This window comes from Arthrobacter sp. 05T410, from assembly GCF_056396505.1.
The window spans coordinates 147,562-164,130 of sequence record NZ_JBFTLP010000007.1; the positions used below are offsets into that span (position 1 = coordinate 147,562).

Annotated in this window: 13 protein-coding genes; 1 reads left to right on the top strand and 12 read right to left on the bottom strand. The window is 64.4% G+C overall.

Annotated features, from left to right (window positions below; all coding sequences use genetic code 11):
- Together AC1DFR_RS12350 and AC1DFR_RS12355 are read right to left on the bottom strand one after the other, a co-directional pair.
- Positions 1-960 carry a carbohydrate ABC transporter permease gene (locus AC1DFR_RS12350; RefSeq protein ID WP_476873460.1) on the bottom strand — a complete coding sequence of 320 codons (960 nt, stop codon included), beginning with the start codon at positions 958-960 and terminating at the stop codon, positions 1-3.
- 53 nt (positions 961-1,013) lie between these two features.
- A complete protein-coding gene (locus AC1DFR_RS12355) occupies positions 1,014-2,303 on the bottom strand; it encodes an ABC transporter substrate-binding protein (protein ID WP_476873461.1) in 1,290 nt (429 codons plus the stop codon).
- 229 nt (positions 2,304-2,532) lie between these two features.
- On the opposite strand from AC1DFR_RS12355, the gene AC1DFR_RS12360 reads away from it, so the two are divergent.
- Positions 2,533-3,477 (top strand): LysR family transcriptional regulator, encoded by a 945-nt coding sequence (locus tag AC1DFR_RS12360; RefSeq protein ID WP_476873462.1) that lies wholly within the window; start codon positions 2,533-2,535, stop codon positions 3,475-3,477.
- Positions 3,478-3,541: 64 nt separating this feature from the next.
- Here AC1DFR_RS12360 and AC1DFR_RS12365 read toward each other — a convergent pair whose 3' ends face one another.
- The 10 genes from AC1DFR_RS12365 to AC1DFR_RS12410 form a co-directional block, all read right to left on the bottom strand.
- Positions 3,542-5,020: a sugar phosphate isomerase/epimerase family protein gene (locus tag AC1DFR_RS12365; protein WP_476873463.1), complete on the bottom strand. Its 1,479-nt coding sequence runs from the start codon at positions 5,018-5,020 to the stop codon at positions 3,542-3,544.
- A 32-nt stretch (positions 5,021-5,052) separates the two neighbouring features.
- Positions 5,053-6,345 carry a C-glycoside deglycosidase beta subunit domain-containing protein gene (locus tag AC1DFR_RS12370; RefSeq protein WP_476873472.1) on the bottom strand — a complete coding sequence of 431 codons (1,293 nt, stop codon included), beginning with the start codon at positions 6,343-6,345 and terminating at the stop codon, positions 5,053-5,055.
- A gap of 123 nt (positions 6,346-6,468) precedes the next feature.
- Positions 6,469-7,218 carry a hypothetical protein gene (locus AC1DFR_RS12375; protein WP_476873464.1) on the bottom strand — a complete coding sequence of 250 codons (750 nt, stop codon included), beginning with the start codon at positions 7,216-7,218 and terminating at the stop codon, positions 6,469-6,471.
- Between the two features lie 831 nt (positions 7,219-8,049).
- Positions 8,050-9,492, bottom strand: a complete 1,443-nt coding sequence (locus AC1DFR_RS12380; protein ID WP_476873473.1) for an HNH endonuclease signature motif containing protein — start codon at positions 9,490-9,492, stop codon at positions 8,050-8,052.
- A gap of 77 nt (positions 9,493-9,569) precedes the next feature.
- A complete protein-coding gene (locus AC1DFR_RS12385; RefSeq protein ID WP_476873465.1) occupies positions 9,570-10,472 on the bottom strand; it encodes an aminoglycoside phosphotransferase family protein in 903 nt (300 codons plus the stop codon).
- 1,141 nt (positions 10,473-11,613) lie between these two features.
- Positions 11,614-12,543 carry a formyltetrahydrofolate deformylase gene (gene purU / locus AC1DFR_RS12390; protein ID WP_476873466.1) on the bottom strand — a complete coding sequence of 310 codons (930 nt, stop codon included), beginning with the start codon at positions 12,541-12,543 and terminating at the stop codon, positions 11,614-11,616.
- Positions 12,540-14,006: a D-serine/D-alanine/glycine transporter gene (cycA, locus tag AC1DFR_RS12395; protein ID WP_476873467.1), complete on the bottom strand. Its 1,467-nt coding sequence runs from the start codon at positions 14,004-14,006 to the stop codon at positions 12,540-12,542. Before cycA ends, purU begins: the two co-directional genes overlap by 4 nt.
- On the bottom strand, positions 13,996-14,832 hold the full coding sequence (locus tag AC1DFR_RS12400; RefSeq protein WP_476857631.1) for a methylenetetrahydrofolate reductase: 837 nt from the start codon (positions 14,830-14,832) through the stop codon (positions 13,996-13,998). Before AC1DFR_RS12400 ends, cycA begins: the two co-directional genes overlap by 11 nt.
- A 76-nt stretch (positions 14,833-14,908) precedes the next feature.
- The gene (lipA, locus tag AC1DFR_RS12405) at positions 14,909-15,916 is read right to left on the bottom strand and encodes a lipoyl synthase (RefSeq protein WP_476859992.1); all 1,008 of its coding nucleotides are present in this window, start codon (positions 15,914-15,916) and stop codon (positions 14,909-14,911) included.
- Positions 15,917-15,930: 14 nt separating this feature from the next.
- Positions 15,931-16,569 (bottom strand): L-serine ammonia-lyase (locus AC1DFR_RS12410; protein ID WP_476873468.1); only part of this gene is annotated, 639 nt, incomplete at its 5' end.

Here is a 16,569-nt window from a genome sequence, read left to right on the forward strand (position 1 = left end):
TTAGTCCTCAGGGTTCGAACGCGTCAGCCGCTGCTGGAGAACGGCGAAGATCAGGATGATGGCGGCGAGCACCAGGGCCAGGGCGGCACCGCCGCCGAAGTTCCCGAGCGCAAAGGCCTGCTTGTAAACCAGCGTGGCCAGCGTTTCCGTCGCTCCGGCCGGTCCGCCGCCGGTGAGCGCCATGATGGGATCGAAGACGCGCAGCCCCTGGACGATTCCCAGCGTGGTGGCGATGGCGACGGCGGGGCGGATGGCGGGCAGGGTAACGTTGCGGAACCGCTGCCACAGGTTGGCGCCGTCAATGGCCGCCGCCTCCTCCACTTCCACGGGGACACCGGCCAGGCCGGCCATAAAAATCACCATGGCAAAGCCGGTGGAAGACCAGACCAGCACCACCAGGACGGTCCAGATGGCCCACTGCGGGTCGGCCAGCCACGGCTTGGCCTGGTCGCCGGCGCCTATTGCCGTAAGGAGGGCATTGAGCGGACCGTCGAAGTCGAAGATGTATTTCCAGATGTAGGCCGTGGCTAGCGGGCTGAGCACCACCGGCATGAAGAAGAGGGTCCGGAGGATGTAGCGCGTCTTGACGACGCGGTTCAGGCCCAGCGCAATGACCAACCCGGCGATGTTGCCCAGGAGAACCGAGCCAAAGGCCAGAAAGAGGGTGTTGGAGAGGGCTCCGAGTTTCGTGGGGTCCTTGAAGATGGCCTCAAAGTTTGTCCAGCCCGTGATTTTGAACGAGCCGATGCCCGTCCAGTTGGTAAAGGCGAAGAATCCGCCGATTCCGGTTGCCACGTAGTGGATGGCAAACACCAGGGCGATCCCGGGCAGCGCCCACCACCAGTGTCCGAACTGCATGGGCCCCCGCCGGGGACGGGTGTTCTCACCCGTCCCCGGCGTCCGCTTGCCTCGCCGGGGTGCTTCAGCTGCTTCGCTTTTCGGTTGCATCGTCGCAGTCATTGGTATTCCTTGCTTGTCCCTTTGAGTCGTCGGAACGTTGATGGTGAAGAACTCTACTGTTCCCAGGCCGCGTCCATGGCCTGCAGGACCTGGTCAGGGCTCTTCTGGCCGGTGATGATGCCCTGGACCCCCGTGGCCAGTGCGTCGTAGACGGCGGAATTCGGCCACTGGATGTTGGGCAGGGGGCCGTACTTGCCGTCCTTGATCAGGCCTCCGACGTTCTTGTAGGCGCCGGCGTCGAAATCGTACTTGTCGAGTCCGCTGACCGGCAGGGCACCGTCGATTTCTGCGAAGGCCTTGGTCTGCTCAGGCTGGGCGGCCCAGTCGAGGAAGGCCTTGGCAGCGTCCTTGTTCTTGGAGGCCGCGTTGATGGAGAAGGCGTAGTTTGCGCTGGCAAATACGTAGCTATTGCCTGAGCCCTGTTCGGCCGGGAACGGCCGTACGGCGAACTGGGAGCCCCCAGCGGCGGACTGCAGCTGCTTCCAGCTTGGGGCCGGGATGAAGCCGCTCACGGACGTTCCGCTGGCAAGCCCCTTGGTGATGGCATCGAAGCCGCCGCCGGCAGCACCCTTCTGGAAGCAGCCCGCGTCCTTCAAGGTATTAACTGCTTCGAGGGCCGACTTCCAACCGTCCGAGCCGGCGAAGGTGGCTTCCTTGGCAGCGCGCTTATCGTTCCATTTCGGGTCTTCCGCGTAGACGCGCGAGGCTGCCAGGGACATCGCCATCAGCCCTGTGTTGGGAGGGGCTGATCCGGCAAGGGCAAAGAGGGATTTACCGGAGGACTCCAGAGCCTTGCACTGCTGCTGGAGGGAGGAATAGTCGGCAGGGAAGCCACCGGCTGCAGCTGCAGCCGTCTCATTACTCACCAAGGCAGAGATCGTAATTTCCGTGGCCTGGCCGTACACCTTGCCGTCGGTTCCAAACGTGCTGGCGCTTCCCTCGGGGAGCAGTTGCTTCGCGGCATCGTCAAGCGGCTCAAGGAAACCTGCCTGGACGAGCGGCAGGATGCTGCGGCCGGTGCCGGAGCCGGGTGAGGTCACTACGACGTCTGAGGCGTTTCCGGCCTGGAGCTGTGTGCGCAGGGTCTGGTCATAGGAGTCGTTCGGCTGAGGATTGAAGGTGATTTTCACGTTCGGGTGTGACTTCATGTAATTTTCTGCCAACACCTGGAAGGGGCTCTCGATGGTGTTGGATGTCGCGAAGGACAGTGAAAATTCCTGGGAACCACCCGAAGAGGAGCTGCTGCCGGTGGAGGCCGAGCAACCGGTAAGAATGAGTGCTGCGACGGTGGGGACGGCGAGGGCGCCGACCTTCAGGCCTGAATAGCGACGGTGCTGTGTCATGTCCAGCCTTTCTGACTTCATTGTCCAAAAATCCGGGTGTCGTGACCCCGGTCACTCACAAGTATGCAGGAGATGTGCCTAAAACACACATAAGTCTTTGCTATGACGGACATAAGTTTAACGGGGGTCCGCGGAAGGTCTATCCAGATCCCTGATGACTTCGCCTACGTTATTGATCCCGCTGATACACTCCCTTGAAACGGTTCCACTCCCAAAGGATCGCTGCGCCGTGACGAAACATGTCCTGCTTTCCCGTCTCGACCTCAACCTGCTGATCTCGCTGGATGCCCTCATTACCGAGCGAAGCGTTACCAGGGCGGCCGAGCGGCTCCACCTCAGCCAGCCGGCGCTCAGCGCCTCACTCGCCCGGCTCCGATCCCACTTCGGGGACCCGATCCTGGCCCGCCGCGGCAATGCTTACGAGCTCACCCCCTTCGCCCTCCGGCTCGCCGAACACACCACCACCGCGCTGGAGGCCGCACGCCGCGTCTTCGAAAGCCAGGCCACCTGGGAGCCCACAGAATCCGAGCGCGAGTTCTCCATCTACGGCTCGGATTACGGCTTCACCACCATTGGCCGGGTTGCTTCCGAGCTTGCAGCCGAGCGCGCCCCAGGAGTCCGGTTCCGGTTCATGCTCCACAATCCGATGGTGGTGGAGGATGCAGCCAACCGCCTTCGATCGGTGGACGGCATGGTGATTCCCCATGGATTCCTCACCGGGCTGCCCTACCTGGACCTGTGGAGGGACGGGTGGGTCGCCGTGGTCTCCACGTCCAATGAAGCCGTCGGCGAGCAAATCACCATGGAAAACATCGCTGAACTTCCCTGGGTGATGACCTATCAGACGCGCTCAGCCTCAACGTCGGCGGAACGGCAGATCCAGCAGCTGGGCGTTGAGCCCCGCGTGGACGTGGTTGTTGAAAGTTTCCAGTCCTTGCCGCATTTTGTGGTTGGGACCAACCGGATCGCGCTCATCCAGGCGGCCCTGGTGCCGTTCGCCCTGCGCGTGGGCGGGATTCGGATCCTGCCGCTGCCCTTCGATGCCACGCCGCTGGTTAATGCCTTGTGGTGGCACCCCGTGCACAACCGCGACTCCGAGCATGAGTGGATGCGGGGCCTCTTCAAAGAGGCTGCCGACATCGTGGCAGCCGCCGCAACCAAGGAAGCCCCTTAAATGCCTCGATGCCCGGCCGGCTAAACGGACGGGCATCGAGGCTATGGGACGTCGGCCTTTCAGGTCAGGCTGATGCCAGCGCCGTCCGCATGCTCTTGCGGATGAGGTCATGCTGCTTCCGCACCAGCAGCAGCGGATCCACCTCACCGAGCTCAGCGAAGGCATGGCCTTCCCATTCGCTGGACCAGTAACCGCGGTAGCCGCCTTCGACGAATACGCGGACCAGTTCCGGATAGTCGATGGCCGGCTCGTTGCCCTGCTCATCAATGTCGTAGAACTTCGCGTGGACGTGCATGATTTGCGGCATGATGTCAGCCCACTCCTTCGGGTTGACGTGGCCGTGCATGTTGAACGCCAGGTGGGCGAAGGACCCAAGCCGGGCAGGATCGAAGTCATGTCCCCGCAGGTACGCAATGAACTCCTCCTGCCGCACCCGCATCGGTGCCTCAGTGCCCCATATAGCCTGCAGCCTTTCGACAGCTTCATCGTCCAGCCCGGCACGGCGAACCGCGCGCAGGAGCGTGGGAGACATGCTGTGCATGGTTGAGGAGAAGTCAGCCACGAAGCCCAACAGCGGTGAATCCAGCTCGGCGTAGACGTCGCGGACCTTCATGATCTCGGGCGAGTTGGGTCCCAGCGGTGCATGGATCTCGTAGGCAAGTTTGAGTTCGAGGTCCTCGGCGAGCGGCAGCAGCCGGCGAAGCAGCTCCGGCTTCGCGCTCTGGATGCGGACCAGCGGAAAACCGAGCTTCTTGGCGCCGTGGAAGAGTGTCTGCGTGAACTCGTACTCCTCGTCCGGGGTCATGTCGCGGTCACGGCGGCGTCCCATGTCCAGATTGGCGCCGAAGGAGCTGGCGGTGAAGCCGTGCTTGTCGAAGGCGCGCTGCCACGAGCGCACGAAGTCGTCAGTCACGTTGGGATAGGTAGGCAGGACCTGCGATGCCACAATCTCGATCCCGGGGCCGATGCCGAGCTCGGCCACGCGGTTCAGCAGACCGTCGAAGTCGTACCAGCCGGCCCGGAATTCGGCGCTTGCCGAGTACAGGGTGAGCCCCAGCGAGAACGGATCTTCCTCCGCTTTCGGTGGGGGCGGCGTGACCGCTGTCGTCAGTTCCGGTGCCGCCGCAGCCCTGTCCGTGACGGTCAGCTCCAACGTCTGGTTCACGAAGTTGGGAACGTACATGCCGGGACCGCCGTCCTGGCCGGGCACAATCTGCATGTACGGCAGGCGCAGCTCACCGATGAGCCGGACGGTGTGCTGCTCGCCCAAGGCAACAGGGCTCTCCGTTGTGGCGATTAGCAAGGGATGTTCCTGGAGGTACCAGAGCGTTTCGCTTTGAGCGGGCAGGTCCGGGAGCGCATAGCGGACACCGCCCAGTTCCAGGGACAAGTTCCCGGCGGGGATATCCTGGCCGTCGACGGTGAGCCGCAGGCTGGAGACCGAGGAGAGCCACAGACTTCGGTACCACGGCAGGGTCAGGGCAAGCGCGAGACCGTCGGGATGGGTGCGGAGGCTTGCATCGTCAAGAAGTCCGTTTGGCATTGTTGCTCTCTTTACTGGGAAAAGGGGATGGGTCAGGTAAGTTCGCCGGTGATGCGGCGGATCAGGGCGTGTTGGCGCCGCACTTGGTCAATGGCGTGCCATGGCGTGCGTTCGCCTTCATATTCACTGGAGAGATAACCGGTGTAGCCGGAGTCCTTGAGGGCCTTGAGCACGGGCAGCCAGGGAATCTGCTGGTCTTCCAGCCGCTCGTTGATGTCGTGGAACTTCGCCTGGACGAACACCACATACTGGGCGATATCGGCGAAGTCGGCGGGGTCGACGCCGATGCCGTCGAGGAAGGCGGGCCGGGTCTCGCGGGTCTCACCTGCACGCAGCGGAATGGGCCGGTCCTGGAAGATTCCGGTGTCGATGAGCAGGCCGAAGTTCTTGGTGCCAGTCCGTTCGATGAGGCCGATGTAGTCCTCGACGACGGGGTGCCTGATGGGCGTCGGCGAATGAATCTCCGGGCAGATGATGATCCCCAGCTCGTGGGCCAGATCAAGGGAGCGTTCCACGGACTCGGTCCAGATGGGGTCTGGGACCAGATCGCTGGACACCACGCCGATCTTGGGGCGCACGAAGCCGAAACCCAATTGGTTGGCAAGCCGCAGGTCCCGCTGCAGGGCCTCCGCACCCTCGGCGACCGTCATGGTGCGGCCCGGGTGAAGACGGGTGTCAATCCAGGAACCGTAGTTCGTCGGCTCCAGCGAATACTTCTCCAGCAGGCCGAACCAGTTATCGATCCAGGCCGGGGACGGTTCCGGATAGTTGGGAACGTGACCCTCGCCGAGAATCTCGACGCCGGTGGCGCCCACGTCAGCGACGGCGGCCAGCGCCGTATCAAGGTCCATCACCGTGCCGTAATCGCCCATAAAACTGTAGAGGGAAACGCCGTAGCGGAAGGTACCTTCGCCGCCTTCCGGCGCGAGGGTCACCTTGCGGCTGGTCCGGTGGGTGGTGGGCTGGTGCTCGACTGGTATGTAGGACATCCGCAGCCGCAGCTCGATGGAGAGCTCGTGGACGCCCTGCGGCAGGCCGCCGTCGAGGGGAACGGTGACCACTGCCGCTTCCTCAAGGGGCCAGCGCACGCCATCACTTTCCCAGAGCTGCTGCAGGGTGTAGGTCCGCCCGCCGAAAGTCCACAGCGGAACGTCAGGTCCGACGTCGACGATGCCGCCCACGCGAACGGCGATGCCATCGATGAGGGACGCGGCCATGCCCCGGTAGGAAGGCATCCGGACCCGGAACTGAAAGCCGGTTACACGTCCGCCGTCCATTACGTTGCGGAAGCCGACGGACTGGATGAGGTCTCTTTCGAGAAGCATCATTGCTCACTCTCTCTAGGTGCAGAATCCAGAGTAGCAATCATTCTGTCGCTTTTACACCTAAGTGAGCGGCTAACCGGCAAAACATGCCAAGGGCTCGCCGGTCTGGCCGCTTCGAGGGCCTCAGCTCCTTTCGGCCCGTTCCGCGAGGACGCCGATGGCCAGAGAGAAGCGGCCAGGTAACGGAGAAAGTGCCAGACGGAGCCAGATGGCGTCCGAGTACGCATCGAACCGGGCTGGACTGACGCGCAGTTCCTCGGCCACGGCCAGCACCTGCGTGTGAGCCGTCAGATATCGTGCCGGCGTCATGCGGTTATTGCGTAGATGAAGCTCCAGATGGACGTCCAGGCCGGCCAGATCCCGGGCGGCCTCGTGCCGGGCCGTACTGTCGAAGTCCAGCAGTCCGGGCGGGATGTCGCCGTCAGGAACGATGATTTGCTTGTCGTACAGGTCTCCGTGGGCCCATACCACCGGATCCGGTGCCGTCCCTATCAGGTTCATGGCCACGTGCTCTGCGGCGGCGCGCAAGACAGCGCGCTGAGACGACAACTCGGGGACGTTTTCATTGTGCCGCAACCAGTCGTCCACCCGTCGACACACCTTCGTCGCTTCCCACTCTGCTGAACGGAGCGGAAGGCTGTCGAGAGCACCTCGTGCTGCTGGACCATGGGAGCCGTTCAGTTCCGCGACCCAGGCGCGCGACCATTTCTCCCATGCCCTGGCGAACGCTTCATCGCAGACGGCCGCTTCCACCCGGCCCAGCTCGTTCAGAGTCGGTCCCGGTATGGCGCTGAAAACGATGACGTCAGACTGGGAACTCTGACGAAGGATTCTGGGCGTTGTGAAGTTGCCGGCGTCCAGCAGGACCTCCATTTGCGCGCAGCGCTCGGCCGGTACGACGGCGCCCCCGGGCCCGAAGATCTTTATATAGCGGCCCTCCGCCCGGACGACAGCCTGGTGGTACGGCCAATACGAAATCAGTTCCCCCTGCTGCGCTTCCCCCCGCAAGGCGGGAAGTCCCGGATCCTCCAACGGGATTAGTTCGAACTGCCCGTGACGCAAATAAGCTCCCCGGACGCCGGGCACTCCCGGCGTCCGGACCTCCAGTACAAATTCTCCCGGTGTCTTTTCTGGCCAAGCCCGCTGAACCAGCCAGGACGTGCCGGTATCGTCGTCGGCAGACGCCGGAACGGCGGAGGGCCAATCCATGGAATCAATTCCATGGACCGGCGGAGGCGCCAGCCAGTGGTGCGACGCATCAGATTGACGCGTTCCAGGCGTGCCGTGCCCCCGAACAGTAGACAGCCATGCTCCGTCCACCATGCCCCCGCTTCCCCATACCCAGGCTCTTCCGGCGCAAGCCGTTCGTGTGTCCAGCGTGAACCACAACAATGAGGCAGGGATGAAACGGTCATGAAGAAACTTTCATCAGGGCCTTCTTCCCCGTCCATTCGGCGTCATGCGTCGCATGATCGCCGCAGCAAGCAGACCCGACGAACCCGTCCGGTGAATCGAGATTGACCCGGACCGTGATGGGCGTGGGGACAGTGGCCTGAATCGCGCTGGTCCTGGCCGATCCGGCCTTTCAGGGTCACGGCTCAGGGTCACGTCGGAGGGTCACGTCGGAGGCAGGGGTGCAGGCCAATAGCCGGCACATCCTTCGAACCTTTAATTGGACGGGGAGGGGAACATGGAGCGCCGATCCTACGCCGCGATGAACAGTGCCCAGTCAGGAAAGGGATCCAACGGTAGTGGCGGCCCGGTCTCTCCGGGTCCGACGGCGCCGGCAAGTTCGTCCGGCCCGTCGGGCGGTTCCGACTCCCGGCCTTCACCCGCGTGGGCGAGGTGCTGCGGCCAGCGTGGTGGTTCCCAGTCTTGTTGTTCGCTTGGATAGGAGCGTCCCGCAGGTGAGATCCAGCCGGGTGGATGGTCCCGGGTCGCGTCAACCGGCCTCCATGCTGTGGTGTGTCTGAGCCGGTGGTGCCGCCGGCATGGCTGGCCCAGGTTGGTGACGCCGGTGCCGCCTCCCTCGGACCAAGCCAACAGATGGTCCGCTTCGTTATCCAGGGAATGGTTGTTACAGCCCGGAAAAGGGCACCGGCCGTCCCGAAGCCGCAACCATTGGCGCATCGCCTTCGGAACCCGGTAGCTGGTCCGTCCGATCTCCAGCGGCGCTCCGCTGCGCGGATCGGTCAGCACACGCAGGAACGATCCGGCGCCATCCCCTACAAGCCGGCGGGCGATGCTCGGCGGAACGGGACCATACCCGTCCAGCGTGGCCGGTTCATTCATGGCTCCCAAGAGAGACAGCACCGGCACGGTCACCAGGACCTGCGCCTTGGGTGACGGAGTTCCTTCCGCCACCCCCGCCAGCAGCCAGTCGGCGGCGACGTCCGCACGGAGCTGGGTCAGGGTCCGGGATTCATTCGGCTCCTGCAGGGTACGGGCCGCTTCCGTGGCACGGGACCATGCAGCCACCGCGACATCCGCAGTCAGATAGGCCGAGAGCCAGGCCATGCCGTCCCGGTCCGGCACATATTCCAGCCGACGGTCCTCCACACCCTTGCGGTGGCGGGCTTCGATGCTTACGGGATGGTGCAGCTCACGCCATCTGCGCGCCTTGGCCCGGAACCTGCCCGGCACCAGCTCCCCCGCGGGGCAGCCACGCGCGGCAAAGGGAGCTTCGGGGTCCAGGAAATGAGCCTCCAAGGCAGCCGCCGCGGCGGGGTCCAGACCGGACGTTTCATCACACATCACCCGCGCGTGTTGCCATGAAATGCTTCCTGTCTGCAGCGCAGACAGCGTCAGGGGCAACTTAGTGGTCAGGGTGGCCGACTCTGCCAGGAGCGCCGCCGCCGATCTTTCACTCACGGTCAGGACACAGGCCACCTCTGCTGTCATGGCCATTTCCTGGGCGGTGCGCTCCTGCGGGGAAACGGCTGGGCCCGCCATGGCGACGGCAGCGCGGGCATATCCGGCGGCGAAGTGCACTTTCAGGGCGGCCAGCCTGGCTTCCATGCTGGCGACCTCAGCCATACCGTCCAGGCATGCGTCCGCTTCGTCCCGAAGAGGGTCGGCGCCAGTCGAGGCCGCGTTCCCGGCTCCGCGACCGGCAAATGCAGACAACCTGGCAAGGGAGGCCTCCATGGCCTCCAACGTCTCCGCAGCTGCTTTGCCTTCCACACTCAGAGCATGGCAGGCGCCACTGACATTTAACTCTGGCGTCAGAGTTGCAGGCGAAGTCCGTCATCCAGGATCTGCCTTATCCCGAACTTTCCTACGGCGAACATCCGCGGATTATCGTCGGAGTTGCTCAGCATGGCGGTGGACAGGATGAGGGCCCAACCACGCGCCCTCATCCAGGTGTCTCCATCTACTGCGGGGCCAAAGGCGCCCATGAAGCGGTGGCGGGTGCCGGCGTCGAACATCAGCCACCCCACCGCAAGATCGACAGCCGGGTCCCCTGCCCCGACGTCGCCGAAATCGATGACGCCGGCCAGGGAGCCGTCGTCGGCCAGCAGGATGTTGCCAGGGTGGAGGTCCCCGTGGAGCATCATCGCCGGACCATCCCAGGCTTTGGCGGCACAGGCCTGCGCCCACACTGCTCTCAGCGCGGCCGCCTGCGGGTAGCGTTCGCGGTCCCCGAGCCGTTCCACCAGCACAGCGTCACGGTCCGCCAGCGGCACGCCTCGGAAAGGGTTGACCGGGACGCCCGTTTCGGCGGGCACGTGAAGGGACAGCAGGAAATCGGCCAGGCCTATAGCCGCCGGCCCGCGGTCTGCCGGGCCGACGTCGGCCGCAGCGGCTCCCGGGACCCACCGTACGATGCTCCACGGCCATGGAAAGTCCGACGTCGGCCTGCCGGCATGGACGGGGACAGGAACAGCAACCGGGGAGCGGCGGGCTATGTCGGGAAGGTAGCGCTGCTCATGCAGTATCAGCGGAACGGCCTCCACCCTGCGCGGAAGCCGGACGGCCAGGCCGTCACCGAGCCGGAAGGTCGCGTTGTCCCAGCCGTTGGCAACCCGCGCTAAAGGAAAATCGCCGAGGTCGGGCCGCTGGTCCCGGACGAGGCGCTGGACCACCGCGTCACTCACTTCCACCGTGGCTGGCGGCATTCGAGCCATTCAGAAATCCGCCTTCCTTTGTGCCGGCAATGCAGTCCGATCCTTTTCCCTCGTCCGAATATAGGTCAAGAGCCCAAGAGCCGACGGGGCGCGGGAGGACATGGAATCCGACGGCGGCGGGACGTCCCGCCGTCGTCCTGGGACGACATGAAGTTGCGGCTAGCTCATCCGGCGGGGACCACCGGATTCTCAGCGGTCAGCCCGCGCCCTGGCCCTCGCGGGCCACCTCTTCCAGAACCCTGGCTGTCGGCGCTGCCGTCATCAGCTGCCCTATCACCTCGGGCTTGTCCCACACCTGGCTGCGCAACTTTTCCAGAAAGCCGGTCGCGGCGTCCGGAGGGTGGACTTGAACCGTCGCTGCGCCGCCCTCCTGACGCAGGTAAACGAGCGACGGTGGCGCCGTTGACGTTGGTGCCGTCGTCGCTGAGCAGGAAGGTTGATGGAGGCGGCGAGCTGCGCGGCGGTGGCGGCCCAGCCGAACTTCACTACCTCGGAGCGAGACTGTGGCGCAACGCAATCACCAAGGTAGTCGGCGGATGGATCGACGACGACGACTGTTCCGAGGCGGACGCCCGCAGGATCGTGCAACTCGTCGGACGCGACAACGCCCGACGCGTGTACGCGCTCCCCCTGAGCGCCGACCGAGATCCCGAGCAAGCAGAACGGACATCATGCTGAACCCCGGCCCAGCAAAATCGAACCAGTCTGAATTCGACGGACTCTGATGCCGTCGTCTTGACCTTCTATGGAGCCCAGTCGGCGTCGTCCGCTGGCGTTTTGTCAGTTTCCATAGGACAGTGCCTGCCACAGGATCACTGCCAACAGGGCACCGGCCGCGAGAATGACAGCCCAGGTTTCCCTGCGCAACCGCCGATCAGCGCGCTTCCGGTGCGATGACTCGCGCGCTGGCCGCGGCCGGCTACGCGCTAATTTCGACCCGAACATAATCCTCCCGGTGGAACATTCGCCGTTCGGACCAGCCGTCAAGGACAACCCAGATGATGGATCCGTCTGGCGTGGTTCCGTCCACGGTGCCGGAGCCGATAGGGCGTCCGTCCTGCGAGAGCCTCACCGGCTGCCCGACGGGCAAGGCGTTCCACGACACTGGGCGCCAGCGTGGCACATTTGTCGGTTTCATGGCCTACCGCAAGATGACGGTGCGGTTGCCGAGCAGCAGGATCCTGCCTTCACAATGCCAGCGGACGGCGTTGCGGAGGGCCGCGCATTCGGCGTCCCGGCCCACCGCCACCAGGTCATCAGCGGTGTACGTGTGGTCCACCACGATGACCTGCTGGGAAATGATCGGGCCCTCGTCGAGTTCGGCGTTGACGTAGTGAGCCGTGGCGCCCACGGTCTTGACGCCGCGGTCGTAGGCCTGGTGGTACGGCTTTGCGCCTTTGAAGCTGGGCAGGAACGAGTGGTGGATGTTGATGGTCCGTCCCGCCAGCTGAGCCGAGAGCTCATCGCTCAGGACCTGCATGTAACGGGCCAGGACCACGAGTTCCACGTCGAAGGCGTCCACCAGCTCCATTAGCCGGGCCTCCGCCTCGGGCTTGGTGTCCTTGGTGACTGGCAGGTGGAAGAACGGGATGCCGTGCCACTGGACCAGGCCCTCCTGGTCGCGGTGGTTGGATACCACCGCGACGATTTCCACCGGGATGTCGCCGGTGCGTGCCCGGAAGAGTAGATCGTTGAGGCAGTGGCCCATTTTGGACACCATCACCAGGACACGGCGTTTGCGGCCGTGCGGCTCCAGCTGCCAATTCATCTCCCACTTTTCGGCCACAGGCGTGAAGTCGCGGCGCAGGTCCTCGGTGCTGAAGGAATCCTGCCCTAAGGAGGCGTCGGAGGAGGAACCCGAGGAAAAGTGGACGCGCATAAAGAAGTGCCGTTGCCCCTTGTCCCCGTACTGCTTGATGTCCAGGATGTCGCAGCCGTGGTTGAGCAGGAATCCCGAGACCGAATGGACGATGCCCGGCGACTCAACACAGTCGACGGTCAGGATGTGCTCTGCCGTGGCACCGGGTTCCACAGCTGCAGGATCGGGGCTGTTTGGGGTCTGTGCGGTCATTTCTGCACCTTCTCAAACTTTCGCGCAACAGCTGATTCCTCGTCCTGCGCGAGCTCAGCCTGGAAGCTTTCATAGCGGGCCAAGTGCGCGGGGCGCCGGCGCAGCACGAACCACGCGGCGCCGAGCAGAATGAACCAGACCGGCGTTACCAGGAGTGCCAGAAGTGTGTCCGGCTGCGTGGTCAACGCCCAGAGGACGAAGGCGAAGAACGCGAAGACCACGCAGACCATGGGGATTCCGCCGGGCATCTGGAACTTGGACGCGTCATGCAGGTGCGGGCGGCGACGGCGGAAGGCCAGGTAACTGGCCAGGATGATGGACCATACGAACACGAAGCAGACGGCCGACACGGTGGTCACCATGTCGAAGGCCTTGCCGATGTCCTGTCCGGCGTACATCAGCACCACGCCGGAGAGCAGGAGGACGCAGGACAGGAACAGGGCGTTCTGCGGGACCTTACGCCGGGACAGGCTGCTGAAGACTGACGGCGCGTCGCCCTCCTGGGCCAGCCCGTAGACCATGCGCGACGTGGAGTAAATGCCGGAGTTGGCCGAGGACATGGCCGAGCTGAGCACCACCAGGTTCACGATCGTTGCCGCGGCTCCGAGCCCTGCCAGGGAGAACATGGCGATGAACGGGCTGTGGCCAGCCTGGAACTGGGTCCAGGGAGTGACAGACATCAGGATGATCAGGGCGCCCACGTAGAAGAGCAGCACTCGGATCGGGATGGAGTTGATGGCCTTCGGCAGGCTCTTCTCCGGGTTCTTGGCCTCCGCGGCGGTGGTGCCCACCAGCTCAATGCCCACAAAAGCGAACACGGCGATCTGGAAGCCGGCCACAAAACCCATGAACTCGTTCGGGAAGAATCCGCCGTGGCTCCACAGATTTGTGAAGCTGGCAGGGCCGGCATCGGACTGGAACCCGCTGAAGATCATAAACAGGCCCACCACGATCAGCGCCACGATAGCGACGATCTTGATCAGCGCGAACCAGAACTCCGTCTCGCCGAACGCCTTCACCGTGGTGAGGTTCAGGAGCAGGAGGATGGCCACGGTGGCCAGGCCCGGGATCCACAGCGGCAGCCCCGGCCAGAGTTCCTTGGAGTAGCCGGCAATGGCGATGACGTCCGCGATTCCCGTGATCACCCAGCAGAACCAGTACGTCCATCCGGTGAAGAAGCCGGCCCAGGGCCCGAGGAGGTCCGCTGCGAAGTCGCTGAAGGATTTGTAGTTCAGGTTGCTGAGCAGGAGCTCGCCCATGGCCCGCATCACGAAGAACAGCATGAAGCCGATGATCATGTAGACGAAGATGACGGACGGCCCGGCCGCGGAGATGGTTTTGCCCGAGCCCATGAACAGGCCGGTGCCGATGGCGCCGCCAATGGCGATCAGCTGGATGTGCCGGTTGCTGAGCTGCCGCTCAAGATGCGGTTCCTGGTGGGAAGTTACGGTTTCAGTTGTCACGTGCTGCTCCTCGAATCAATGCTGTCTGGAGTGCTGCTGAGATGGGCGCCTGACCCGGTCCGCCGGGAACCGAGTCAAGGCTGTTGAAGCTGTAGAGATGGATGCCCGCGAGGTTGCCAGGCTGGTTTTCCAGCCCGGACACCAGGCTTTGCGGCGAGTAGTGGTCGCCGCTCAGGAGTTTGCGGGCCAGCGGGCCCTTCCGGCTCAGGAACTTCAGGGAACTTCCGACGCCGATCTGCGTAGCCAGCGAGACCAGTTTGGTCCGGGGCACGGACCCCGCCACCCCTGCCCAGATGGGCAGCTCAACGCCTTCGCGGCGCAGGAGCGCCGCGAAATCAAGGATTTTCTCCGGGGCGAAGCACATCTGGGTCACAACATGCGAAGCTAGGTGCTGTTTTGCCAGGAGGGCGTCCAGCACCTCCACGGGGCCGGCGGAGGGGTGGCCCTCCGGGTAGCCCGCAATGCCTGCCCGCATCAACCCGCCTGTGTACTGCGCGATGTCCTCCAGCAGAGGAAGGGCGGACTCATACGGGCCGGCCGGCTGCTTCCGGTCCCCGCCGATGACAAAGACCTCGCGGATGCCGGCGGCATCGCAGTCGCGGAGGATTCCGGTCAGCTCGGCCCGGTCATGCAGGGTCCGCGCGGCGAGGTGCGGGATGACGGTGTAGCCCAGCACACCAAGCTGCACGGCAGTGCGCATGGTCCGCTCGATGCCGTGATGGGGCAGGCACGTCACCGTGAGCGTCGTGGTCAACGGCACCAGGTCCGTGACGCGCTCAACGATTCCCCCGGAAGGGATGATTTCTATTCTGATGGGGAACATCATTGGTCCTCTCTGAACATCAGATTTTTTGGGCATCAGGTTTTTGGGTATCAGGTTTTGGGCATCAAGGTTGGGTTGTTCAGGCCGTAGCTGCCAGCAGCGAGCTGGCTTCCTGGCGGGTGCTGCCGGAGCTTTCGATGTGTGCGAGCTCGGCCGGGATTTCCCAGCCCTTCTTGCGCATCGCGGTGGCCCAGAGCCGGCCGGCGCGGTAGGAGGAACGCACCAGGGGCCCGGACATGACGCCCAGGAAGCCGATCTCGTCCGCCTCATTCTGCAGGTCGACGAATTCCTGCGGCTTGACCCAGCGGTCCACCGGCAGGTGCCGCTCGGACGGGCGCAGGTACTGGGTGATGGTGATCAGGTCGCAGCCGGCCTCGTGCAGGTCCCGCAGCGCCTCGGAGATTTCCTCGCGGGTCTCGCCCATGCCCAGGATCAGGTTCGACTTGGTCACCATGCCGAGCTTGCGGCCCTGGGTGATGACGTCCAGGGAGCGCTCGTAGCGGAACGCCGGGCGGATCCGCTTGAAGATCCGGGGCACGGTCTCGACGTTGTGGGCGAAGACCTCGGGCTTGGAGTCGCAGATCGCCGCGATGTGCTCGGGCTTGCCGGAGAAATCGGGGATCAGCAGTTCGACGCCGGTGCCCGGGTTCAGTTCGTGGATCTTGCGGACCGTCTCGGCGTAGAGCCAGACGCCCTCGTCGGCGAGGTCGTCGCGGGCCACGCCGGTCACGGTGGCGTAGCGCAGCGCCATGGCCTGGACCGAGCGGGCCACCTTGGTGGGCTCGAACATGTCCACGGGGGAGGGCTTGCCGGTGTCGATCTGGCAGAAGTCGCAGCGCCGGGTGCATTCGGAGCCGCCGATCAGGAAGGTGGCTTCCTTGTCTTCCCAGCACTCGAAGATGTTGGGGCAGCCGGCCTCCTCACACACGGTGTGGAGGCCCTCCTTCTTGACGAGGTTTTTGAGCTGGACGAACTCCGGGCCCATCTGGACCTTGGCCTTGATCCATTCCGGCTTCCGTTCCACCGGTGTGGCCGCGTTTCGCTGCTCAATGCGCAGCATCTTCCGGCCTTCTGGTGCCAGTGTCATTAGTTCTCTTTCCTTCAGCATTCGACGACGTTGACGGCGAGGCCGCCCATTGCGGTTTCCTTGTATTTGGAGGACATGTCCTTGCCGGTTTCGCGCATGGTCACGATGACCTCGTCGAGGGAGACCCGGTGCGTGCCGTCGCCCCAGAGCGCCATTTTGGCGGCGTTGATGGCCTTGGCGGCGGCGATCGCGTTCCGTTCGATGCACGGGACCTGCACGAGGCCGCCGATCGGATCGCAGGTCAGGCCCAGATTGTGTTCCATCGCGATTTCCGCGGCGTTCTCCACCTGCTGGGGCGTGCCGCCCATGACTTCGGCCAGGCCGGCGGCCGCCATCGACGACGCCGAGCCCACCTCGCCCTGGCAGCCGACTTCCGCCCCGGAGATCGAGGCCTGCTCCTTGTASAGCACSCCGATGGCGCCGGCGGTCAGCAGGAACCTGACGATCGTCTCGTCCCGGTCGGCCTGGGTGGCCTGGTCCATGCCGGGGGCGAAGTGCAGCGCGTAGTAGAGCACGGCCGGGATGATGCCGGCGGCGCCGTTCGTGGGGGCGGTGACGACGCGGCCGCCGGAGGCGTTTTCCTCGTTCACGGCCAGCGCGATCAGGTTGACCCATTCCTGCCAGTACTTCGGGTCCCGGTAGTCGGGGTCCTG